At 58.0% G+C, this 20543-nt stretch carries 20 protein-coding genes; 12 read left to right on the forward strand and 8 right to left on the reverse strand.

Annotation, left to right across the window (positions count from 1 at the left end):
- Positions 1-8 precede the first annotated feature (8 nt).
- The 3 genes from ABLV04_RS24180 to mntR all read right to left on the reverse strand — a co-directional run bounded on the left by ABLV04_RS24180 (position 9) and on the right by mntR (position 3139).
- Positions 9-1385: a glycoside hydrolase family 1 protein gene (locus tag ABLV04_RS24180; RefSeq protein WP_044521837.1), complete on the reverse strand. Its 1377-nt coding sequence runs from the start codon at positions 1383-1385 to the stop codon at positions 9-11.
- A 171-nt stretch (positions 1386-1556) separates the two neighbouring features.
- Positions 1557-2669, reverse strand: coding sequence for an anion transporter (locus ABLV04_RS24185; protein ID WP_032455222.1), 1113 nt, complete (start codon positions 2667-2669; stop codon positions 1557-1559).
- Positions 2666-3139: a manganese-binding transcriptional regulator MntR gene (gene mntR, locus ABLV04_RS24190; protein WP_004886216.1), complete on the reverse strand. Its 474-nt coding sequence runs from the start codon at positions 3137-3139 to the stop codon at positions 2666-2668. Before mntR ends, ABLV04_RS24185 begins: the two co-directional genes overlap by 4 nt.
- Before the next feature lie 185 nt (positions 3140-3324).
- Here mntR and mntS point away from each other — a divergent pair, with 185 nt between their 5' ends.
- Entirely contained in the window at positions 3325-3450 is a 126-nt protein-coding gene (gene mntS, locus ABLV04_RS24195; protein WP_023288948.1) for a manganase accumulation protein MntS, read from the forward strand.
- A gap of 268 nt (positions 3451-3718) precedes the next feature.
- Positions 3719-5299 carry a phosphoethanolamine transferase gene (locus ABLV04_RS24200; protein WP_023288947.1) on the forward strand — a complete coding sequence of 527 codons (1581 nt, stop codon included), beginning with the start codon at positions 3719-3721 and terminating at the stop codon, positions 5297-5299.
- A 97-nt stretch (positions 5300-5396) separates the two neighbouring features.
- On the opposite strand, the gene ompX is transcribed toward ABLV04_RS24200, so the two are convergent.
- Positions 5397-5909 carry an outer membrane protein OmpX gene (ompX, locus tag ABLV04_RS24205; RefSeq protein WP_004886207.1) on the reverse strand — a complete coding sequence of 171 codons (513 nt, stop codon included), beginning with the start codon at positions 5907-5909 and terminating at the stop codon, positions 5397-5399.
- 351 nt (positions 5910-6260) lie between these two features.
- Between ompX and rhtA the strand changes: the two genes are divergently transcribed.
- The 6 genes from rhtA to ybiO all read left to right on the forward strand — a co-directional run bounded on the left by rhtA (position 6261) and on the right by ybiO (position 12862).
- A complete protein-coding gene (gene rhtA, locus ABLV04_RS24210; RefSeq protein WP_023288946.1) occupies positions 6261-7148 on the forward strand; it encodes a threonine/homoserine exporter RhtA in 888 nt (295 codons plus the stop codon).
- Positions 7149-7385: 237 nt separating this feature from the next.
- Positions 7386-7889 (forward strand): DNA starvation/stationary phase protection protein Dps, encoded by a 504-nt coding sequence (gene dps / locus ABLV04_RS24215; protein ID WP_004886200.1) that lies wholly within the window; start codon positions 7386-7388, stop codon positions 7887-7889.
- Positions 7890-8305: 416 nt separating this feature from the next.
- Positions 8306-9052 (forward strand): glutamine ABC transporter substrate-binding protein GlnH, encoded by a 747-nt coding sequence (glnH, locus tag ABLV04_RS24220; protein WP_072421945.1) that lies wholly within the window; start codon positions 8306-8308, stop codon positions 9050-9052.
- A gap of 125 nt (positions 9053-9177) precedes the next feature.
- A complete protein-coding gene (gene glnP, locus ABLV04_RS24225; RefSeq protein ID WP_002895837.1) occupies positions 9178-9837 on the forward strand; it encodes a glutamine ABC transporter permease GlnP in 660 nt (219 codons plus the stop codon).
- On the forward strand, positions 9834-10556 hold the full coding sequence (gene glnQ / locus ABLV04_RS24230) for a glutamine ABC transporter ATP-binding protein GlnQ (RefSeq protein WP_004212183.1): 723 nt from the start codon (positions 9834-9836) through the stop codon (positions 10554-10556). Before glnP ends, glnQ begins: the two co-directional genes overlap by 4 nt.
- Before the next feature lie 110 nt (positions 10557-10666).
- The gene (ybiO, locus tag ABLV04_RS24235) at positions 10667-12862 is read left to right on the forward strand and encodes a mechanosensitive channel protein (RefSeq protein WP_065812172.1); all 2196 of its coding nucleotides are present in this window, start codon (positions 10667-10669) and stop codon (positions 12860-12862) included.
- Here ybiO and rlmF read toward each other — a convergent pair whose 3' ends face one another.
- Entirely contained in the window at positions 12863-13777 is a 915-nt protein-coding gene (gene rlmF / locus ABLV04_RS24240; RefSeq protein WP_044521825.1) for a 23S rRNA (adenine(1618)-N(6))-methyltransferase RlmF, read from the reverse strand.
- Between the two features lie 96 nt (positions 13778-13873).
- Here rlmF and ABLV04_RS24245 point away from each other — a divergent pair, with 96 nt between their 5' ends.
- The 4 genes from ABLV04_RS24245 (at position 13874) to ybiJ (ending at position 15726) form a co-directional block, all read left to right on the forward strand.
- Positions 13874-14488 (forward strand): flavin reductase family protein, encoded by a 615-nt coding sequence (locus ABLV04_RS24245; RefSeq protein ID WP_023288943.1) that lies wholly within the window; start codon positions 13874-13876, stop codon positions 14486-14488.
- A 141-nt stretch (positions 14489-14629) separates the two neighbouring features.
- Positions 14630-14890, forward strand: a complete 261-nt coding sequence (locus ABLV04_RS24250) for a DUF1471 domain-containing protein (RefSeq protein ID WP_032455234.1) — start codon at positions 14630-14632, stop codon at positions 14888-14890.
- A gap of 23 nt (positions 14891-14913) precedes the next feature.
- Positions 14914-15180: a DksA/TraR family C4-type zinc finger protein gene (locus tag ABLV04_RS24255; protein WP_023288941.1), complete on the forward strand. Its 267-nt coding sequence runs from the start codon at positions 14914-14916 to the stop codon at positions 15178-15180.
- Between the two features lie 285 nt (positions 15181-15465).
- Positions 15466-15726 (forward strand): DUF1471 family protein YbiJ, encoded by a 261-nt coding sequence (gene ybiJ, locus ABLV04_RS24260; RefSeq protein WP_004176772.1) that lies wholly within the window; start codon positions 15466-15468, stop codon positions 15724-15726.
- A gap of 109 nt (positions 15727-15835) precedes the next feature.
- Here ybiJ and ybiB read toward each other — a convergent pair whose 3' ends face one another.
- The 3 genes from ybiB to rhlE form a co-directional block, all read right to left on the reverse strand.
- Complete coding sequence (ybiB, locus tag ABLV04_RS24265; RefSeq protein ID WP_032455217.1) at positions 15836-16804, reverse strand: DNA-binding protein YbiB; 969 nt, start codon at positions 16802-16804, stop codon at positions 15836-15838.
- 29 nt (positions 16805-16833) lie between these two features.
- Entirely contained in the window at positions 16834-18990 is a 2157-nt protein-coding gene (gene dinG / locus ABLV04_RS24270; RefSeq protein ID WP_044521819.1) for an ATP-dependent DNA helicase DinG, read from the reverse strand.
- A 192-nt stretch (positions 18991-19182) separates the two neighbouring features.
- On the reverse strand, positions 19183-20538 hold the full coding sequence (rhlE, locus tag ABLV04_RS24275; protein ID WP_044521817.1) for an ATP-dependent RNA helicase RhlE: 1356 nt from the start codon (positions 20536-20538) through the stop codon (positions 19183-19185).
- Positions 20539-20543 lie beyond the last annotated feature (5 nt).

Genomic DNA, 20543 nt, shown 5'->3' on the forward strand with positions numbered 1-20543 from the left:
GAACACCATTACATCACGTCGCCATTGCTGTGGATCACCTGCTTCAGCCACGCATAGCTCTTCTTCGGCACCCGCCGCAGATCCTTGAGGTCATGGTTCTCGCGATTGACGTAGACCACGCCGTAGCGCTTACGCATATCGCCCTGCGAGCTGAGGATGTCGATTAATCCCCAGCCGAGATAGCCGATCACCTGCGCCCCATCCTCAAACATGGCCGCTTTCATGGCGTTGATATGGTCGCGATGGTAGGCGATGCGGTAATCGTCGGCAACCGGATGTTCACCGTCCCACGACTCAATCACCCCGATGCCGTTTTCAATCGGGAAAACCGGCAGGCGCCAGTCGTTATAATAGCGGGTGATGATGGTCCGGAAGCCCAGCGGATCGATCTGCCAGTTCCATTCTGTCGCGTTCAGGAACGGGTTATCCTGATTGCCAAACAGCATATAGTTGTTGACCGCCGTTCCCGGCGGGATCGCGTCGCTGTTCAGCGTCCGGCTGGCGTAATAGCTGAACGCCAGATAATCGACCTTCACCGTCGCCATCAGCGCGAGATCCTCCGGACGATAGATATCATCGAACCCTTCGGTGGCGACAAAATGCATCACCTCCGGGCTGTAGCCCTCCCCGGCGTAAGCCCGCAGCAGGTTCTGGTTTAAAAACTCGTCCAGCTGCTGGGCACACAGGATATCGCGTGGTTTGCAGGTCGCCGGATAAACCAGGGCGTGGGCCAGCATCCCGCCCATCAGACACTGCGGCTTCGTCTGATGCAGGTGATCGGTCAGATGGACGTGCGCCATCATCACATGATGCTGGATCAGGTACAGCTCGCGCAGGGTCTTCTCCCCCTGCAGGTAGCCGGAAATCAGAAACGCTTCCGGCGAATGGTACAGATTCTGTTCATTAAAGGTGAGCCAGTATTTCACCTTGTCGCCATAGCAGGCGATCATCTTCTGGCCATAGCGAATAAAGGCGTCCATCACCCGGCGGTCGGTAAATCCGTTGTAGCGCTCCGCCAGCGAGAGCGGCATATCGAAGTGGTACAGGCAGATCATCGGCTCGATGCCGCGGGCGATCAGTTCATCAATAAACTGATGGTAGAAGGCGATGCCCTCTTCATTGAACTCGCCGTCTCCCTCAGGGCACACCCGGCTCCAGGCGATCTGAAAACGGTAGCAGTTCATGCCCAGATCCTGCATCAGATCGAAATCTTCCCTAAAGCGATGATAGGAGTCGGTCGCCACCTTCCAGTCGGAAGCGAATTCTGCCGGTTGCCGGATATCGTACACCGACATCCCCTTGCCGCCCTCGTTCCACGCCCCCTCCGTCTGCATGCTGGAGACGGAATTACCCCATAAGAAATCTGCCGGTAGTCTGTTGTTCATCCTGCGCCTCGATATATGACTAGTCATTTAAATTTCATGACTAGTCATATATCGAAAAGCGAACGGATGCGCAAAGCCAGGGATCGTTTTCTGTGAGCCGGGCAAAAAAAAAGATCGCCCCGGGGGGCGATCCTGTCGAACGACGTGGAGGGCGGCGGACTGCTGCGGAAATCAGGCGCAGAGTTTGAAGAGCCAATAGCCGGTGAGGGCCGCCCACAGCAGCATGGGAATGGAGTAGAGGTGGAAACGCCACCAGATCCGCCGATCGCCAGCCATGCGCAGGGCGATGATATTGGCCAGCGAGCCCGGCAGCAGACCAAAGCCCCCCACGTTAACCGCCCAGGCGAGCAGGATCGAAGGTGGGACATAGTTGAGCAGCAGAATAGTCGAGGGCACATTGCTGATCACCTGCGACAGGCCGATGGCGGTCAGCCACAGCCCACCGCCGGAGAGCGTCCCGACCCCGCTCAGCACCTGGTGCAGCGCCGGAAGCTGGGTCAGTAGATGGACGTCGATAAACATCACCATAAACACCAGCAGCAGCGACCAGTCAACATGGACGATCACCGCCCGGGCCAGCGCCAGAAAGCCCAGCAGCACCAGCGCCAGTCCCCACAGCGCCTGATCCATCTCCAGCGCCGTCAGGAACACCAGATAGAGCCCCAGACAGCTCCAGACGAGCTTAGGCTGCCACGATGGCGCCATATCGCTGCTCTGGTAGGTTAGCCGCTTTGCCGGGAAACAGAACCAGCACAGCGCCAGCAGGGTCAGCATCATTGCCGCCGCCAGGGGCAGCATCTGGCCGATAAACCCAGGGAAAGAGAGACCGGAGCGTCCCCACAGCAAGATGTTCTGCGGGTTGCCGATCGGCGTCAGCAGCGACCCGGCGTTCACCGCCAGCGCTTCGAAAATAATCAGCCGGTTTACCGGGATGGCGCACCACTTCTTCAGGGTCAGGGTCAGGGGCACCACAATAAACAGCGCGACGTCGTTGGTGAGGAAGGTGGACAGCAGCGCCGCCGCCAGCACCATAAACATAGCCAGCTGACGCTCGGTGACAAAGCGGCGGGCCATTTTACGCCCCAGCACGTCAAAATAGCCGCTCAGTTCAATCCCCTTGGTCAACAGCATCAGGCCGCTGAGGGTGATGATGGTATGCCAGTCAATGGCCGCCGGCCAGCTTGCCGGGACAAACGGCACCATCACGCTGAGCACGCAGGCGATAATCAGCAGCAGATGGAGAAAACGATCGCGCAGCAGCGACTGGACGAAGGGAAGAGTCATGCTTCCTGAGATCCCTGTGTTTGGGTAAATTTCAGGAACATCGCCAGCGTCTCTTCGCTCACGTGATGCTCCATCCCTTCGGCATCACGACGGGCGATCTCCGGACTGACGCCGATCGCCAGCAGGAAGTTCTCCACGATTTGATGGCGCTCACGGCTCTCCTGGGCCAGCTTCTCACCCTCCGCGGTTAAGAATATGCCGCGCCACGGGATCTGTTCGATAAGGCCGACGCTGGCCAGCCGTTTGAGCATCTTGGCGACGGTGGGCTGCGAGACCCCCAGCCGGGCGGCCATATCCACCTGACGCGCCTCGCCCACCTCGCGGATGAGGTCGGAAATCAGTTCAACATAGTCGTCAATCAGCTCGCGCCGATGCGCTTCCCGCACCTGGCGGAACCCTTCAACGTGCTCTTCAACATTTACTAACTGCGTCACTTTTTTTGTTATTGGCTTACCTGCGCGACGGTTCATTGTGCTTCCTCATTCGTGTGACGCGTCAAGCATCATATAAAAAGATCCACATTGTAATGGATTGCGCCAAGAGCACAAAAATTTAACGTTTTAGCCATAGCTATAAAATATAGCCTGTGCTATATCTGTATATAATGCAAACATCCATCAGGGAATGATGGAGCGAACAGGCAGGAGGAGAGCAGATGAACGAATTCAAGAGGTGCTTAAACGTGTTCAGCCATTCACCCTTTAAAGTACGCTTAATGCTGCTCGGTATGCTGTGCGAAATGATCAACGGTAAACCGCAGCAGGACAAACCCCATCGCTAAGGCGGCGTCGCGGTACGCCGCTTCATTTTTCCGTCATCATCTGCCGCTAAACTGACCGGTTTATCCCGTTTTCCCCACCTTTTTTCAAGTTTTGTAAGCGTCCTCGCAAAACAATCTGTTATGTCTGGTTGACCTTACCATTTACAAGCCCTATCTTTGCACAGCCCTGCCACATTCGCGGCTCGCAGAGACCCTCTTCACGCACTGTCCAGCAGGTTTTACCCCTTGAAGCCAGGGGATGCGCATGGCCTCTTTTTGATTGTTTACTATGAATGTCACCACCCTGAAAGATACGCTGGTCGCCCGCCGACTGGCACTGAACCCATGGACAGGATTCTACTTTTTACAATCGCTGTTGATTAACCTGGCGCTGGGCTATGAATTTAGCCTGCTCTATACCGTGGCATTTACCTGCGTGTTACATCTTCTGTGGCGTGCCTTTCCGCGCGTGCAGAAAGGAGTGGTCGGCGCTTATTCTCTGCTGGCGGCCCTCTACTACCCGTTTGGCCAGGCTTACGGCGCGCCCAACTTCAATACCTTGCTGGCGCTGCACGCCACCAACGTGGAAGAGTCCACGGAAATCCTCACCATCTTCCCGTGGTACAACTATCTGCTGGCGGTATTTATCTTCGCGCTGGGGATCATCGCGGTCCGCCGCAGGATCGTCGAGCAGACCCGCTGGGGAAAAATGGAGACCCTGGGCCTGCTGTTCAGCATCGGGATCTTCTTTCTTCAGCCGGTGCAAAATCTCGCCTGGGGCGGTGTATTCAAGGTGATCGATACTGGTTACCCGGCCTTCCGTTTTGTCAAAGACGTGGTGGTGAATAATAACGAGGTGCTGGACGAGCAGGCGCGGATGGCGCAGCTGGCCGGCATGAAAGATAGCTGGCACGTGCTGGCGGTGAAGCCGAAGTACCATCTCTATGTGGTGGTGATCGGTGAAAGCGCCCGCCGCGACGCCCTCGGCGCCTTCGGTGGCCACTGGGACAACACGCCGTTTGCCAGCTCGGTGAACGGGTATCTGTTTAACAACTACGTCGCCGCCAGCGGCTCGACGCAAAAATCCCTCGGCCTGACCCTTAACCGGGTGGTCGATGGCAAACCGCAGTTTCAGGATAACTTTGTCACCCTCGCCAACCGCGCCGGTTTCCAGACCTGGTGGTTCTCCAACCAGGGGCAGATCGGCGAGTACGACACCGCTATCGCCAGTATCGCCAAACGGGCGGATGAAGTGCAGTTCCTGAAAAACGGCGATTTCGAAGCCAATAAAAACACCCAGGACGAGCAGTTACTGAAGCTGACCGAGCAGGTGCTCTCCACCCAGCGTACCCAGCCGCAGCTGATTGTTCTGCATCTGATGGGCTCGCACCCGCAGGCCTGCGACCGGACCAAAGGCAAATATACGGTTTTCGTCCAGTCGAAAGAGACCTCCTGCTATCTCTACAGCATGACGCAAACCGATACCCTGCTGGCTAAGCTCTACAGCCAGTTGCAAAATTCCGGCGACACCTTTTCCCTGACCTACTTTTCCGATCATGGTCTGGCGTTCAAGGAGCGAGGCAAAGAGGTGCAGTATCTGGCGCACGACGATAAGTTCCAGCAGAACTTCCAGGTGCCGTTTATGGTGCTCTCCAGCGATGACAAAGCGCATAAAGTCATTAAGGCGCAGCGCTCGGCAAATGATTTCCTCAGCTTCTTCTCGCAATGGACCGGCATCAAGGCGGCGGAAATCGCCCCGCGCTATCGGTTTATCTCTGAGCAGAAGGCCGGCCCGGTGTATATCACCAACTTCCAGCTGCAGAAGGTGGACTATTCACACCTCGGCAGCGATGAGTTCACCATCAACTAAAACGACGCGGTCAGCGCCGGCCAACCGGCCGGGCTGGCGGTCAGCAGGCAAAAAAAAATCCGCCCCAGGAGGCGGATTTTTTATATCACCGGAGTGATTAGAAGCGGTAACCCACGCCAGCGATCCAGGTGCCGACGTCAACGTTACGAATACGAGACTGCTCGTAGGAGAAGTCCAGGGCAACGTTTTCGATCGGGTTGAACTGCAGACCAGCACCGTAGGAGAAACCGTAGTCGCTCATATCGGATTTATTAGGGAAGTTGTTGTTCTGGAATTTACCGTAACCAACACCCACTACGCCGTAGATGCTTGCCCAGTCGTTCAGACGGTAAGCCGGACCAGCGGTGATGCCGTAGTACTGACCTTTGTTGTAAGTACCGTTGCTGTTATTATCCTTTTCGGTGTAGGTGAAGGAACCGATAACGCCCAGCGGGTTGTTATCTTGCTCGTAACGGTATTTCAGGTTGAAACCGCCAGCTTTGTTCGCTTTACCCTGCATGTCGCTCTGCGCGTAACCGCCGGTTACGGTAGAAGTTGCAGCAAATGCAGTAGTACCTACGGATGCAGCCAGAACAACGGCCAGTGCTGAAAGACGTGCAATTTTATTCATAACCACCTCAAATGTGTTTCTAATAAGTCCTAAGCCTTAAATATATCAAAAACTTTTGGGAAACTCTTTGGAGTTTACATTGTCTAACATACTTTTTCATGTAACCAAAAGTTTCCATATTTCTATAACAATATGGAAAACAACAGTTTTTGGCGTTAACTTACAGTTTAACGCTCATTAAGAAATTCGCAAGCATCCAGATTAATCCTAATCACCTGGTGAATTTCTCAGCAACTTTCGCCATTGTACTGTTTTTGCCCCTGTTTTTTTCAACATTAGCTCAACCGCCAGCAGCTAATTCCAGTACACTGGAACTTTTACCCCTTTTGACAAAAATTGACAGGAGAAAGGATGCCCGGTCCATCCCGAAAAGCGGCGGCATGGTTGCCGATAGTGGTGATTTTAATCGCTATGACCTCGATACAGAGCGGCGCATCGCTCGCCAAATCGCTGTTCCCGGTGGTCGGCGCCCCGGGAGTTACCGCCCTGCGCCTGGCGCTCGGGACGCTGATCCTGGTGGTGGTGTTCAAGCCCTGGCGGCTACGTTTCTCTCCGGCGCAGCGCGTACCGCTGCTGCTGTACGGCCTGGCGCTCGGGGCGATGAACTATCTGTTTTATTTATCCCTGCAGCGTATTCCGCTCGGCGTGGCGGTGGCCCTCGAGTTTACCGGCCCGCTGGCGGTGGCGCTTTTCGGTTCGCGCCGCCCGCTGGATTTTGTCTGGGTGGCGCTGGCGATCCTCGGGCTGTGGTATCTCCTGCCGCTGGGGCAGAACGTGGCGCAGGTGGATTTAACCGGCGCGCTGTTCGCTCTCGGCGCCGGGGCCTGTTGGGCGGTCTATATTCTGACCGGCCAGCGCGCGGGCGAGGAGCATGGTCCAGCCACGGTGGCGATGGGGTCGCTTATCGCCTCGCTGGTCTTTGTCCCGTTAGGTATGGCGCAAGCCACCGATACGCTGTGGCAATGGTCGCTGCTGCCCCTGGGGCTGGGGATTGCCATTCTCTCCACCGCACTCCCCTACTCTCTGGAGATGATGGCCCTGACGCGCCTGCCGACGCGCACCTTCGGTACGCTGATGAGCCTCGAGCCGGCGCTAGCCGCCCTGTCCGGTATGATCTTCCTTGGCGAAACCCTGAACCTCTCCCAGACCCTGGCGCTGGGCGCCATTATCATCGCCTCAATGGGCGCCACGCTGACCATGCAGCGGCAGAGCAAAATCAAGCAAGTCGATATCAATTAACATTCTGTTACGGCGGCGGCCCGCGCCAGCTGCGGGCCTGCCAGACTTCGCTAACCTTCTGATTGGACTTGTTTTTTCAAATAGCCAACCACTTTGCGCTATCGGAGTGATATGGCCTGCCGATGCCTCATACTTTAAAACCCTTGCTATACTTAGTCCCGAAGTTACCTGGGACAACGCTCCACATCATTCAGTTTTGAAGTGTGACGAGCATCAATATCAAGAGGATATGAAACGATGAGTACCGCTAAACTGGTTAAATCAAAAGCATCTAATCTGGTCTATACCCGCAACGATGTCGCTGACAGCGAAAAGAAAGCGACCATTGAGCTGTTGAATCGCCAGGTGATCCAGTTCATTGACCTGTCCCTTATCACCAAGCAGGCACACTGGAATATGCGCGGTGCGAACTTTATCGCCGTGCACGAAATGCTGGACGGTTTCCGTACTGCGCTCACTGAGCATCTGGATACCATGGCGGAGCGCGCCGTGCAGCTGGGCGGCGTCGCCCTGGGCACCACTCAGGTGATCAACAGCAAAACCCCGCTGCAGAGCTACCCACTGGATATCCATCATGTTCAGGATCACCTGAAAGCGCTGGCTGACCGCTACGCAGTAGTGGCTAACGATGTGCGCAAAGCGATCGGCGAAGCTAAAGACGAAGATACCGCAGATATCTTCACCGCCGCTTCCCGCGACCTGGATAAATTCCTGTGGTTTATTGAAGCGAATATCGAGTAAGGCTTTGCCGTCGGCCGCAGCGCGGTCGACGGCGCCTTTGCTTTCCCCACCCAGCCCTTGTTGTTTTTCCCTCCTCGGTTTTCCCTCACCCGCTGGCCTTGCACCATTTCAGGGCGTCAAATTGATGAAAATGCGCACAAAAGTAAAACAATTGTAATAATCACCTCACACAATCGTTACGGCGAGATTGTTTTCCCATCAGGGTTTGCGCTAAAAATGGGCTCGTTATTCAGCGACCTCAGGATGCACCAAAATAACGCCCCGTTATGGTGCACTCTTTGCCTGAAACGATCGATATTGTGCAACGGCTACCGCTTCGTTTGTTGAAAAACAACAGCTTGTAAAAGTGGCACGATTTTTTCATTAGGCTAGTCGTTCTCGCAGGGGATCGTCCCGTGGATATAAAAGGAAATGCTATGAAGTCTGTATTTAAAGTTTCACTGGCTGCACTGACCCTGGCTTTTGCGGTTTCTTCCCAGGCCGCCAATAAGACCCTGGTTGTCGCCACCGATACGGCGTTCGTCCCGTTCGAATTTAAGCAAGGCGATAAGTATGTGGGTTTTGACGTTGACCTGTGGGCGGCCATCGCCAAAGAGCTGAAGCTCGATTACACCCTGAAGCCAATGGACTTCAGCGGCATTATCCCGGCGCTGCAAACCAAAAATATCGATCTGGCGCTGGCGGGGATCACCATTACCGACGAGCGTAAAAAAGCCATCGACTTCTCTGACGGCTACTACAAGAGCGGCCTGCTGGTGATGGTCAACGCTAATAATAACGACATCAAAGATGTGAAAGATCTGAACGGCAAAGTGGTCGCGGTGAAGAGCGGCACCGGCTCCGTTGACTACGCGAAAGCCAATATCAAAACCAAAGATCTGCGTCAGTTCCCGAACATCGATAACGCCTACATGGAGCTGGGTACCGGCCGCGCGGATGCCGTCCTGCACGATACGCCGAACATCCTCTACTTCATCAAAACCGCGGGCAACGGCAAATTCAAAGCGGTAGGTGAATCACTGGAAGCGCAAAACTACGGTATCGCCTTCCCGAAAGGCAGCGACGAGCTGCGTGAGAAAGTGAACGGTGCGCTGAAAACGCTGCGCGAGAACGGCACCTACAACGAAATTTATAAAAAATGGTTCGGCACTGAACCAAAATAATAAAAACGTACATCGCCGGGCGCAGGCCCGGCGACATCACAACGGTCTTCCGGCACAGACGTTGCGGGAGACAGTATTTTGGCGGAGGCTTTCCTCTGCTCTCGACACGGTAACAGGAACGTATTATGCAGTTTGACTGGAGTGCCATCTGGCCCGCCATTCCGATTTTGTTGGAAGGCGCCAAAATGACGCTGTGGATTTCCGTCCTCGGCCTGGCCGGCGGCCTGATCATCGGTCTGGTGGCCGGTTTCGCCCGCTGCTTCGGCGGCTGGATCGCCAACCACATCGCGCTGGTGTTTATTGAAATCATTCGCGGCACCCCGATTGTGGTGCAGGTTATGTTCATCTACTTTGCGCTGCCGATGGCCTTTAGCGATCTGCGCATTGACCCCTTCTCCGCGGCGGTAGTGACCATCATGATTAACTCGGGTGCCTATATCGCGGAAATTACCCGCGGCGCGGTGCTCTCCATTCATAAAGGCTTCCGCGAAGCAGGCCTGGCGCTGGGCCTGTCGCGTCGCGAAACCATTCGCCACGTGATCCTGCCGCTGGCGCTGCGCCGCATGCTGCCGCCGCTGGGCAACCAGTGGATCATCAGCATCAAGGACACCTCGCTGTTCATCGTCATCGGCGTCGCCGAACTGACCCGTCAGGGACAGGAGATCATCGCCGGCAACTTCCGCGCGCTGGAAATCTGGAGCGCCGTTGCCGTGATCTACCTGATCATCACCCTGGTCCTGAGCTTTATTCTGCGTCGTCTTGAAAGAAGGATGAAAATCCTGTGATTGAATTTAAAAACGTCTCCAAGCACTTTGGCCCGACCCAGGTGCTGCACGATATCTCTCTGAAAATCAATCAGGGTGAAGTGGTGGTCATTATCGGCCCGTCCGGCTCCGGTAAATCGACGATGCTGCGCTGCATCAATAAACTGGAAGAGATCACCAGCGGCGATCTGATTGTCGATGGCCTGAAGGTCAACGATCCGAAGGTGGACGAACGTCTGATTCGTCAGGAAGCCGGGATGGTGTTCCAGCAGTTTTACCTGTTCCCGCACCTCACGGCGCTGGAAAACGTGATGTTTGGCCCGCTGCGGGTACGCGGCGCCAGCAAGCAGGCGGCGGAGAAGCTGGCGAAAGATCTGCTGGCGAAAGTCGGTCTGGCAGAGCGCGCGCATCACTATCCGTCTGAACTCTCCGGCGGCCAGCAGCAGCGTGTGGCCATCGCCCGCGCGCTGGCGGTGAAGCCGAAGATGATGCTGTTTGATGAGCCCACCTCCGCGCTCGACCCTGAACTGCGTCATGAAGTGCTCAAGGTGATGCAGGATCTGGCGGAAGAGGGCATGACGATGGTGATTGTGACCCACGAAATCGGCTTTGCCGAAAAAGTGGCCTCGCGACTGATCTTTATCGACAAGGGACGAATTGCCGAAGACGGCAACCCACAGGAGCTGGTGAACAACCCGCCAAGCCCGCGTCTGCGGGAATTCCTGCAGCACGTCGCCTGACCCACAACGGCTCTCTCCGTCGCGGAGAGAGCCGCTTTCCAGATTCCTCTTCCCTCCCCTTCCGCCATCGGCTTCTATACTTACCCGTTTACGTTGCAACGGAGGTGCCCATGCCGTGGATCCTGCTTTTGCTCGCTGCGCTGTTTACTCCCCCGCTTTCCGCCGCCGCCCTGCCCGGCGTGCCGACCGCTAATGCCGATAAAACCAGCGCCAGCGAACCCGATGTAGAACAGAAAAGAGCGGCCTATGCCGCGCTGGCCGACGTGCTGGCCAACGACTCCGCCCGCCAGGAGCTCATTGACCAGCTGCGTAAAGCGGCCGCCACGCCGCCGCCCGACAGCACCCCGACGCTGACGCCGCCGGCGGTGAAAGAAGAGACCACGGTGCTGGAGAACGTCACGCAGATCAGCCGGGAATATGGCGATGAGTTCTCATCGCGCTTCTCCCAGCTGTGGCGCAATATTACCGGCTCGCCGCATAAGCCCTTTAATCCGCAAACCTTTACCAGCGCCGCCTGGCATTTTTTACTGCTGGCCGGGCTGGTGTTTGCCTTCTGGTGGCTGGTACGCCTCGCGGCGCTGCCGCTGTATCGTAAAATGGGCGAATGGGGACGGCATAAAAACCGCGATCGCGGAAACTGGCTCCAGCTGCCGTTGACCATCGCCGGGGCGTTTATCATCGATCTGCTGCTGCTGGCGCTGACCCTGTTTATCGGTCAGCTGTTGAGCGATCGCCTGAATGGCGACAACCCTACTATCGCCTTCCAGCAGAGCCTTTTCCTCAACGCCTTCGCGCTGATCGAATTCTTTAAAGCCATCCTGCGGCTCATTTTCTGCCCGCGCATACCGGCGCTCAGGCCCTTTAACCTCAGCGACGAGGCCGCCTCCTACTGGAGCCTGCGCCTGAGCGCCCTCAGCAGCCTGATCGGCTACGGCCTGATCGTCGCGGTGCCGATTATCTCCAACCAGGTGAATGTTCAGGTCGGCGCGCTGGCTAACGTCGTCATCATGCTGTGCATTACGCTGTGGGCGCTGTATCTGATTTTTCATAACAAAGCGGTGATTACGCAGGGACTGATCCATCTGGCTGACCGCTCGCTCTCCTTCTTTAGCCTGTTTATCCGCGCCTTCGCCCTGATCTGGCACTGGCTGGCCTGCGCCTACTTTGTGGTGCTCTTTTTCTTTTCCCTGTTCGACCCAGGCAACAGCCTGAAATTTATGATGGGCGCCACCCTGCGCAGCCTGGCGATTATCGGCGGCGCGGCGCTGGTGTCCGGCATTCTGTCGCGCTGGATAGCCAAAACCATCACCCTCTCCCCTGCCACTCAGCGCAACTATCCTGAGCTGCAAAAGCGGTTGAACGGCTGGATCTCCGCGTCGCTGAAGGCAGCGCGTATTCTCACCGTCTGCGTCGCCATCATGCTGCTCCTGAGCGCCTGGGGGCTGTTTGACTTCCGCGAATGGCTGCACAACGATGCCGGGCAAAAAACGGTGGATGTGCTGATCCGTATCGCCCTTATCCTCTTCTTCTCCGCTATCGGCTGGACGGTGCTGGCCAGCCTGATCGAAAACCGGCTGGCCTCGGATATCCATGGCCGCCCGCTGCCCAGCGCGCGGGCCAGGACGCTGCTGACGCTGTTTCGCAACGCGCTGGCGGTGGTGATCAGCACCATCACGGTGATGATTTTGCTCTCGGAGATTGGGGTCAATATCGCGCCGCTGCTGGCGGGCGCCGGGGCGTTGGGGCTGGCCATCTCGTTTGGCGCGCAAACCCTGGTTAAAGACATTATCACCGGCATTTTTATCCAGTTTGAGAACGGGATGAATACCGGCGATCTGGTCACCATCGGTCCTTTGACCGGCACGGTGGAACGGATGTCGATTCGCTCAGTGGGGGTGCGCCAGGATACCGGCGCTTATCACATTATCCCCTGGTCCTCGATCACCACCTTTGCCAACTTCGTGCGCGGCATTGGCTCGGTGGTGGCCAACTATGACGTCGACCGCCATGAGGATCTGGAAAAAGCCAGTCAGGCGCTGAAGGCGGCGGTGGACGATCTGCTGGCCCAGGAGGAGATCCGCGGCCTGATCATTGGCGAACCGTCGTTCGCCGGGCTGGTGGGGCTGAGCAATACCGCCTTTACGCTGCGCGTCAGCTTCACCACCCTGCCGCTGAAGCAGTGGACGGTGCGTTTTGCCCTCGACACCCAGGTGAAAAAGCACTTCGACCGCGCCGGGGTTCGCGCCCCGGTACAAACCTGGCAGCAGCTGCCGATGCCGGGCGCCGACAGCCCGGCCGCGGAGTAGTTAGAACGGACGGCGGCGTTTGGCGTCGTCCATAAAGCTCCAGGCGATAAAGCGGCTCTGCTTTTGCCCCTGGGCCATCTCTTTTTTCACCACTTTCACTGCCCCGACCTCGGTCAGCAGGCGGTAGAGCGGCGGCAGATTGTCGCCGCGCGACACCAGCGAGGTAAACCATTTCACCTGGCGGGCGAAGGCCTGACTTTCGCGGATCATCTGCGAGATAAAGGCCACTTCGCCCCCTTCGCACCACAGCTCCTGCTGCTGACCGCCAAAGTTAAGCCCGCTGTCGGCGCCGAGTCCGAGATTGCGGCGCTTGCGCTCACCGCCCGCCCGGGCGCTCTCTGCGGAGTCATGGAACGGCGGATTACACAGCGTGGCGTCATAGGTCTCGTTTTTGTGGATCACGCCGTGGAAGATAGCCTGGCTCTCTTTTTGCCGACGCAGACGGATCTGCCGGGTCAATCCCGGGTTGCCATTGACAATCGCCTGCGCGCTGGCGAAGGCTTCCGGGCTGATTTCGCTGCCGGTAAAGCGCCAGCCGTACTCGTGAACGCCGATCAGGGGATAAATGAGGTTGGCGCCGGTGCCAATATCGAGGATTGTGGCTTGCTTCGGCACTTCGCCGCTGTCCCCGGCCAGCAGATCCGCCAGATGATGAATATAATCGGCCCGCCCGGGCACCGGCGGACAGAGAAAACCATCAGGAATGTCCCAGTGTTTGACCGCGTAGAAATGCGCCAGCAGCGCTTTATTCAACGCCTTTACCGCCTGCGGATTGGCAAAATCAATAGTCTGCTCACCCAGCGGATTGAGCGTAATGTATCCCTGCAGGTCAGGATGCGCCTGGCAGAGCGCGGGCAGGTCGTAGCGTTGATGGTGGCGGTTACGCGGGTGTAACCCCGGTTTCTGGGCTTTCATGACAATCTCCTTTGAACAGCCGCGTAAGATACCCGTTGACGGCCGCTCGGTAAATAAGGGAGTCTGGATATCTCCTTTATCCGTGACAGGTGCAGCATGTACTTTTATCAACCTTCGCAGGGCCACGGCCTGCCGCATGACCCGCTCAACGCAATAATCGGGCCTCGCCCGATAGGCTGGATCGCCTCGCAGGACGCCGAGGGCCAGCGTAATCTGGCGCCATACAGCTTTTTTAACTGCTTTAACTATCGCCCGCCGATCATTGGTTTCGCCAGCAGCGGCTGGAAAGACAGCGTGCGAAATATCGTCGAAACGAAGGAGTTCGTCTGGAACCTGGCGACGCGCCCGCTGGCCGCCGCGATGAACGAAACCTCCGCCTCGATCCCGCACCATGAGGATGAATTCGTGCGCGCCGGACTCACCGCCGCCGCCAGCCGCCTGGTCAAGGCCCCCCGGGTGGCGGAGAGCCCGGTGAACTTTGAGTGCCGCCTGTCGCAATGTATTCAGCTCACCACCGCCGACGGCAACCTTGTCGATACATGGCTGGTGCTCGGCGAAGTGGTCGCCGTGCATATCGATGAATCACTGCTGGAGAACGGCATCTATCAAACCGCCCGCGCTCAGCCGATCCTGCGTGCCGGGGGGCCGAGCGCCTATTACAGTATTGATGACAGCCTGCGTTTTGACATGATCCGCCCGGATGCCCGCTAAATAATATCCCTGGCGCGGGGACCGCTACCCTGCGCCGGTTGCGGGCGAAACGCCTTGTTTTTGCATAAAAAATTCCCTACCGCGCGGGCTGGAAAGGCCTACACTTAAGCTATGTCCCATGCTGTTTATGAGGATATGCTGATGAAAATCACCTCGCTGCTGTTTGCCGCTGCGCTTGCCGCTCAGGCCGACGCGGCCTCTTCCCTGCCGCCGCCCCCCGTACTGCCCTATGACGGGCCGCTGCGTCCTGTCGGCACCGTCTCCGCCTCCGGCGCCCGCACCCTTGACGACCTGGTGGCCGCCCTCGCGGATAAGGCCCACCGTCGTGGGGCGATAGCCTGGCGGGTCAATGCCGCCAGCAGCGGTAACCGGCTGTACGGTTCAGCTATAATTTATCAATAACCCTTTTTTACAGGAGGCAGACTATGGCATCAGGTTGGGCAGGCGACGGCGCCGTACAGGATCAGATCGACAGCACCATTGACGATGCGGTGGCTCGCGCCCGCCGCGAGCTTCCGCACGGCGAAAGCAACAAATTTTGTGATGAATGCGGAGAGCCGATTCCGGAGGCGCGTCGACAGGCGATACCCGGGGTGAGATACTGCGTGAAGTGCCAGCAGGAGAAAGATTTACATAACAATACATTTTCAGGATATAATCGTCGTGGTTCCAAGGATAGCCAGCTACGCTGACTTTCCTTTACCGTTCATGACAGCCTTTCGAATTATCTTTTCGCGCACACTTTTTGGCGATAAATGTCGCAATATGTGCCCTTAAGCGTGCCGGTCTCCCTCGCTCCGCCATCAGTCGAAAAGAATGAGAAATAATTTATTAATAATCAGTAAATTATTAATCATTCAAAAAATTAGATGAAGACTGTGAATTTCCTTCGATTTTATCTCCCGCAAAAAAGCGTGATACTTATCACATCGACGGAACATCGTCCCCTGAACAGAACAACCTGCGAGAGATTAACTATGAAAAACATCAAATATGCTGCCGCTGCCATCGCTCTGACCGCCCTTTCCTTCGGCGCCTTTGCCGCCGAGCCGGTTACCCCCGCTCAGGCTGAAAGCATGAATAAGATCGGCGTGGTGTCTGCGCAAGGCGCAACCACGTTAGATGGTCTGGAAGCGAAACTGGCTGCTAAAGCCGAAGCCGCTGGCGCAACCGGCTATAGCATCACTTCCGCTAACACCAACAACAAACTGAGCGGTACCGCGGTTATCTATAAATAATCGCAGCTCAACCCTGTAAGCCACTGAATTAACCCTGAAAAGACCTTTAATACCCTTGCCTTGCCCGTCCGAGCCACCGGACGGGCTTTTTTTTATTCTGCCGAGCCAATCACCAGCAGTCGTTGACGCGGCTGAGCCCCTGCTCCAGGGTTGAGACCTCCCCGCAGGCCAGCAGACAGCAGGCAAGCTGGATCTTCAGCGAGTGGGGTACCGGTTCGACGCCGGCGACGCAGCGCTCGATCCAGCGCGCGGTCACTTCGGGATCTTTCGAGGCCGGCAGAATGACTTCCTCCGCCGCTGCCTCGGTCTGACGATCGCACAGCGCCCGCACGCCCTGGTCATCGATCAGGCTGATCTGCGGGCAGCGCTGCGGGTTGGCGTACACTTCGCCTTCGGTACCGTGCATCAGCAGCGCGCGGCCACCGGTCTCGCGAAAGAAGCTCGCCACCCTGGGAACATATTCCGGATGCGATACGCTGGAGAGACGTAACGCCTCCCCTTCGCCAAACGGCGTGGCCAGTTTGGCCAACGTATGGGCGCTGTTGCGCACGCCCATCCGCCAGCGCATCGCCAGCTGTTTCTCCAGCGGCGGGCAGAAGGCCCCCACCGGGATATACACCGGTTCATGCCCCTCCAGCTGCGCCTGAGCCTGGCCGGCATGCCGGGTAGCCGGAATGTCCAGCAGGGTAAAAATGGTCTCGGTCAGCACCCGGGTCGGATCGTGACTGACGCCGTGAACCACGACCGGAAACCCCAGCTTGTGCAGGAGCATCGCCAGCAGAGGCGTCAGGTTCGCCTGCTTGCGCGCGCCGTTGTAGCTGGGGATAACGATCGGCATCGGCTTGCCTGCCGGCGGGGTCAGGCGCAGAGTATGCTGCTGCATCGCGGCGTAAAAGCCTTTCATCTCCGCTTCGCCTTCGCCTTTGATGCGCAGGGCGATTAATATTCCCCCCAGCTCCAGCTCCGGCACCTCGCCGTTCAGCATCCGCGCGTAGAGCGCACGGGCGGTCTCTTCATCCAGGTCGCGGGCATGATTCTTACCGCGGCCCACCTCTTTTATAATTTTGCTGTACTCCATGGCTCCCCCTGTTGCGTCACGCGCCGGCGTCAACGACGTTTGCGGCCTGTCTGTTTTGCTGTCTGTTTTGCTTTACGTTTTACTATAACCTCCGGGACGCCCGGCTGCTCTATGGGAAAAACAGGTAACGCGTTCAGTAGACGCGCGCCGTAGTTTTTGGTCAACAGACGCTTATCGTAAATCACCACCTCTCCCCAGCAGTGATGGCTACGGATCAGACGCCCCACCTGCTGAATAAGATTAAAGGAGGCGCTGGGCAAACTCTGTACCTCGAAGGGATAACGATTGAGGCTTTTCAGCCATTCGCCTTCGGTGATCACTACCGGGCTGTCGATGGGCGGAAAGGCGATTTTATGGATATGCACCTGGCTTAACAGATCGCCTTTTAAATCGAGACCTTCGGCAAAGGACTGCAGGCCCACCAGCACGCTGCGCTCGCCGCTTTCCACCCGTTTGCGATGCAGCTCCACCAGCCGGTAGCGCGGCTGGTCGCCCTGCACCAGCAGCATCAGGCGCAGATCGGTCACATGCTCCAGGAAGCGATTCATCGCTCGCCCGCTGGCGAACAGCACCAGCATCCCGAGATGTTTCTTGCTCTCCACCTGCTGGCGAAAATAGGCCGCCATCTCGGCGATGTGCTGCTCTTCGTTATCCATCAGCGGTTCATAGCGCATTTGAGGAATAATAATTTTCCCCTGTTCTACGTGGTTGAACGGCGAATCCAGCGCCACGAAGCGGTCGCCCGCTTTCTCCTTCAGGCCGCTCATCTCCTGCAGGCGCGAGAAGCTGTTTAGAGAGCGCAGCGTCGCTGACGTCACCACGATATGCGGCACGCTGCGCCACAGCAGTCGTTCAAGCTGATCGCTGACGCGGATGCCGACGCAGTGGAACCAGACGTGGATCTGGCCATCGCGCACCACCCGCGTCGCCCATTTGGTCACCGGCGCGCCAGAGGACTGCGCCAGCGACGCCAGACGCCACAGCTTGCTTTGGCTTTCAAACATGCCGAGGGCGCGGTTCATCTGCAGCAGCACCCGATGCAGGCGCACCACGTCATGGCTGCCGGTCTTTTCGCTGAGATCGTTAAGGAACAGCTCCGCCAGCCCGCGCAGCGTCTCGGTGAGCTTCGCCAGCCGCTGGCAGATCTCCATCACCTCCTGAGGCAGTTCGCCCATCGGGAAGCGATGCTCCGCGTCCTGACCGGCGGGCATATAGAGATTGAGAATATTATTCAACGACGCAATCAGCTCGAACAGCTCTTCGCAATGGCCGGCGAGCCGCTCCGCATTGGCCAGCGGCGGCGTGGTTTTCGGGCGGAACTGCTCCATGCAGGTAGCCACCAGCTTGCAGAACAGATCCAGCTGCAGGCGAAACCAGGGGGCGGTGATCTCGGCGCTCATCTCCAGCGCGTCGCGGGCGACGTCCGGCAGATGATGGCCTTCATCGAGGACCAGCAGCAGGTTTTTCGGCTCCGGCAGCACCGCCTCGCTCTCCATCGCCGCCATCACCAGCGCATGGTTGGCCACCACCACTTCCGCCTCCTGAATTTCCCGCCGCGCCACAAAGAACGGACACTCCCGATAGTAGTGGCAGTTGCGGTTCAGGCAGCTGGCCTTATCGGTGCTCAGCCGGCTCCACAGCCCATCGTCGATGGCTTTGTCGGTATGGTCGCGCAGGCCGTCCCAGCGGTAGCTGTCGAGATCCTGCTTCAGCGTCGCGCACAGCTTCTGCTCGGCCTGGTTGTTCGGGGTGAGATCGTCGTCGAGGAAGGCCAGCAGATCCTGCTGCGTCGGCTCGGTGCTGGCCAGCGCCGTCAGATTGCGCGGGCAGACGTAGCGTCCGCGACCGAAGGCGGCGGTGAAGCGCAGGTCGGGGATAATCTTGCGCAGCAGCGGCAGGTCTTTACTGTAGATTTGATCCTGCAGGGCGACGTTGGCGGTGCTGACCACCAGCGTTTTTTGTTTCTCACGGGCGATGGCAATGCCGGGGATCAGATATGACAGCGTTTTACCAACGCCGGTCGGCGCTTCGATAGCCAGATGCCGGCCCTCATCCCCGGCGAGGGTTTTCGCCACATCAGCGATCATCTGCCGCTGCGGGGGGCGGGGAATAAAGTCCGGGATCTGTTCCTGAAGCGCCTTATACCAGGCGGCGATTTGCGCTTTCAGCGCAGCGGTCAAAGCCATGAGAAAACCTGAATACTGTATAAACAGCCACTATTGTGCCATTTTTGCCCGCCCGGAGGTATTGCTTTCTGCTCAGTGTGGAAGCGTGCTCGACAAATAGTGTAATGGAAAGAAAAAGGCCCGCCGCCGCGTAGCGGACAGACGGGCCTGAGCCGTACTTAACCGCATTCTCGCGGTCCGGGCATCAGCCTGTTATTCGCCAGCCGGTTTACGCGGGCGACGGCGGCGCGGCGGTTTGCCGTCCTGAGTGCGCGCTTTCGGCGCCTCGCCGTCCTGACGACGCGGGGCGCTGCTCTGGCTGCGCGGCTGTCCGCTGCGCCCCTGGCCCTGGCCGCCGCGTCCCTGACCCTGACCACGACCGCCGCCGCGCTGCTGGCGACCGTTCTGGATAGGTTCGGCTTTAATAGACGGATCCGGCTCATAGCCGGCAATCGCGATGCGCGGGATCTCTTTCTTCAGCAGGCGCTCGATATCGCGCAGCAGCTTGTGCTCATCCACGCACACCAGCGACAAGGCTTCGCCGGTGGCCGCGGCGCGACCGGTACGGCCGATACGGTGGACATAATCTTCCGGCACGTTCGGCAGCTCGTAGTTCACCACGTGCGGCAGCTCTTCGATATCCAGACCGCGGGCGGCGATATCGGTCGCCACCAGCACGCGAATGCCGCCGGATTTAAAGTCGGCCAGCGCGCGGGTACGCGCCCCCTGGCTCTTGTTGCCATGGATCGCCGCGCTGCGGATGCCGTCTTTGTTGAGCTGCTCCGCGAGGTGGTTGGCGCCATGCTTAGTGCGGGTAAAGACCAGCACCTGCTGCCAGTTGCCTTCGCCGATAAGCTGCGACAGCAGCTCGCGCTTACGGTTTTTGTCAACAAAATGGACGTGCTGGGTGATCTGCTCGGAGGCCGTGTTGCGACGCGCCACTTCCACTTCCAGCGGGTTGTGCAGCAATTTCTCAGCCAGGCCTTTGATCTCGTCGGAGAAGGTCGCCGAGAACAGCAGGTTCTGCCGACGCGGCGGCAGTTTAGCCAGTACGCGGCGGATGTCATGGATAAAGCCCATATCCAGCATGCGGTCCGCTTCATCCAGTACGAGGATTTCCACTTTATCGAGGCTGACGGCGTTCTGGTGTTCCAGGTCCAGCAGACGGCCCGGGGTGGCGACGAGGATATCGACGCCGCCGCGCAGCTTCATCATCTGCGGGTTGATGCTCACGCCGCCGAACACCACCAGCGAGCGAACATTCAGATATTTGCTGTAATCCCGCACGTTCTCGCCCACCTGCGCCGCCAGCTCGCGGGTCGGGGTCAGGATCAGCGCGCGCACCGGGCGACGACCCTTCGCGTGCGGCTCGTTCTGGATCAGGCGCTGCAGCAGCGGCAGAGTAAAGCCCGCCGTTTTACCGGTGCCGGTCTGGGCGCTGGCCATCAGGTCGCGGCCCTGCAGTACCGCCGGGATCGCCTGCTGCTGGATAGGGGTCGGCTCAACGTAGCCCTGCTCAGCGACAGCGCGCAGGATATCGGGATTCAGGCCAAGGGAATCAAAAGACATAACAA

It is taken from the genome of Klebsiella sp. JN_Kp127 (genome assembly GCF_040062505.1).
Lineage (GTDB): Bacteria > Pseudomonadota > Gammaproteobacteria > Enterobacterales > Enterobacteriaceae > Klebsiella > Klebsiella quasipneumoniae.

What these genes read in the sequence shown, in the direction of transcription:
- ABLV04_RS24180 (WP_044521837.1), bottom strand. Translation starts at nt 1,385, where the DNA reads ATGAACAACAGACTACCGGCAGATTTCTTATGGGGTAATTCCGTCTCC.
- ABLV04_RS24185 (WP_032455222.1), bottom strand. Translation starts at nt 2,669, where the DNA reads ATGACTCTTCCCTTCGTCCAGTCGCTGCTGCGCGATCGTTTTCTCCAT.
- mntR (WP_004886216.1), bottom strand. Translation starts at nt 3,139, where the DNA reads ATGAACCGTCGCGCAGGTAAGCCAATAACAAAAAAAGTGACGCAGTTA.
- mntS (WP_023288948.1), top strand. Translation starts at nt 3,325, where the DNA reads ATGAACGAATTCAAGAGGTGCTTAAACGTGTTCAGCCATTCACCCTTT.
- ABLV04_RS24200 (WP_023288947.1), top strand. Translation starts at nt 3,719, where the DNA reads ATGAATGTCACCACCCTGAAAGATACGCTGGTCGCCCGCCGACTGGCA.
- ompX (WP_004886207.1), bottom strand. Translation starts at nt 5,909, where the DNA reads ATGAATAAAATTGCACGTCTTTCAGCACTGGCCGTTGTTCTGGCTGCA.
- rhtA (WP_023288946.1), top strand. Translation starts at nt 6,261, where the DNA reads ATGCCCGGTCCATCCCGAAAAGCGGCGGCATGGTTGCCGATAGTGGTG.
- dps (WP_004886200.1), top strand. Translation starts at nt 7,386, where the DNA reads ATGAGTACCGCTAAACTGGTTAAATCAAAAGCATCTAATCTGGTCTAT.
- glnH (WP_072421945.1), top strand. Translation starts at nt 8,306, where the DNA reads ATGAAGTCTGTATTTAAAGTTTCACTGGCTGCACTGACCCTGGCTTTT.
- glnP (WP_002895837.1), top strand. Translation starts at nt 9,178, where the DNA reads ATGCAGTTTGACTGGAGTGCCATCTGGCCCGCCATTCCGATTTTGTTG.
- ybiO (WP_065812172.1), top strand. Translation starts at nt 10,667, where the DNA reads ATGCCGTGGATCCTGCTTTTGCTCGCTGCGCTGTTTACTCCCCCGCTT.
- rlmF (WP_044521825.1), bottom strand. Translation starts at nt 13,777, where the DNA reads ATGAAAGCCCAGAAACCGGGGTTACACCCGCGTAACCGCCACCATCAA.
- ABLV04_RS24245 (WP_023288943.1), top strand. Translation starts at nt 13,874, where the DNA reads ATGTACTTTTATCAACCTTCGCAGGGCCACGGCCTGCCGCATGACCCG.
- ABLV04_RS24250 (WP_032455234.1), top strand. Translation starts at nt 14,630, where the DNA reads ATGAAAATCACCTCGCTGCTGTTTGCCGCTGCGCTTGCCGCTCAGGCC.
- ABLV04_RS24255 (WP_023288941.1), top strand. Translation starts at nt 14,914, where the DNA reads ATGGCATCAGGTTGGGCAGGCGACGGCGCCGTACAGGATCAGATCGAC.
- ybiJ (WP_004176772.1), top strand. Translation starts at nt 15,466, where the DNA reads ATGAAAAACATCAAATATGCTGCCGCTGCCATCGCTCTGACCGCCCTT.
- ybiB (WP_032455217.1), bottom strand. Translation starts at nt 16,804, where the DNA reads ATGGAGTACAGCAAAATTATAAAAGAGGTGGGCCGCGGTAAGAATCAT.
- dinG (WP_044521819.1), bottom strand. Translation starts at nt 18,990, where the DNA reads ATGGCTTTGACCGCTGCGCTGAAAGCGCAAATCGCCGCCTGGTATAAG.
- rhlE (WP_044521817.1), bottom strand. Translation starts at nt 20,538, where the DNA reads ATGTCTTTTGATTCCCTTGGCCTGAATCCCGATATCCTGCGCGCTGTC.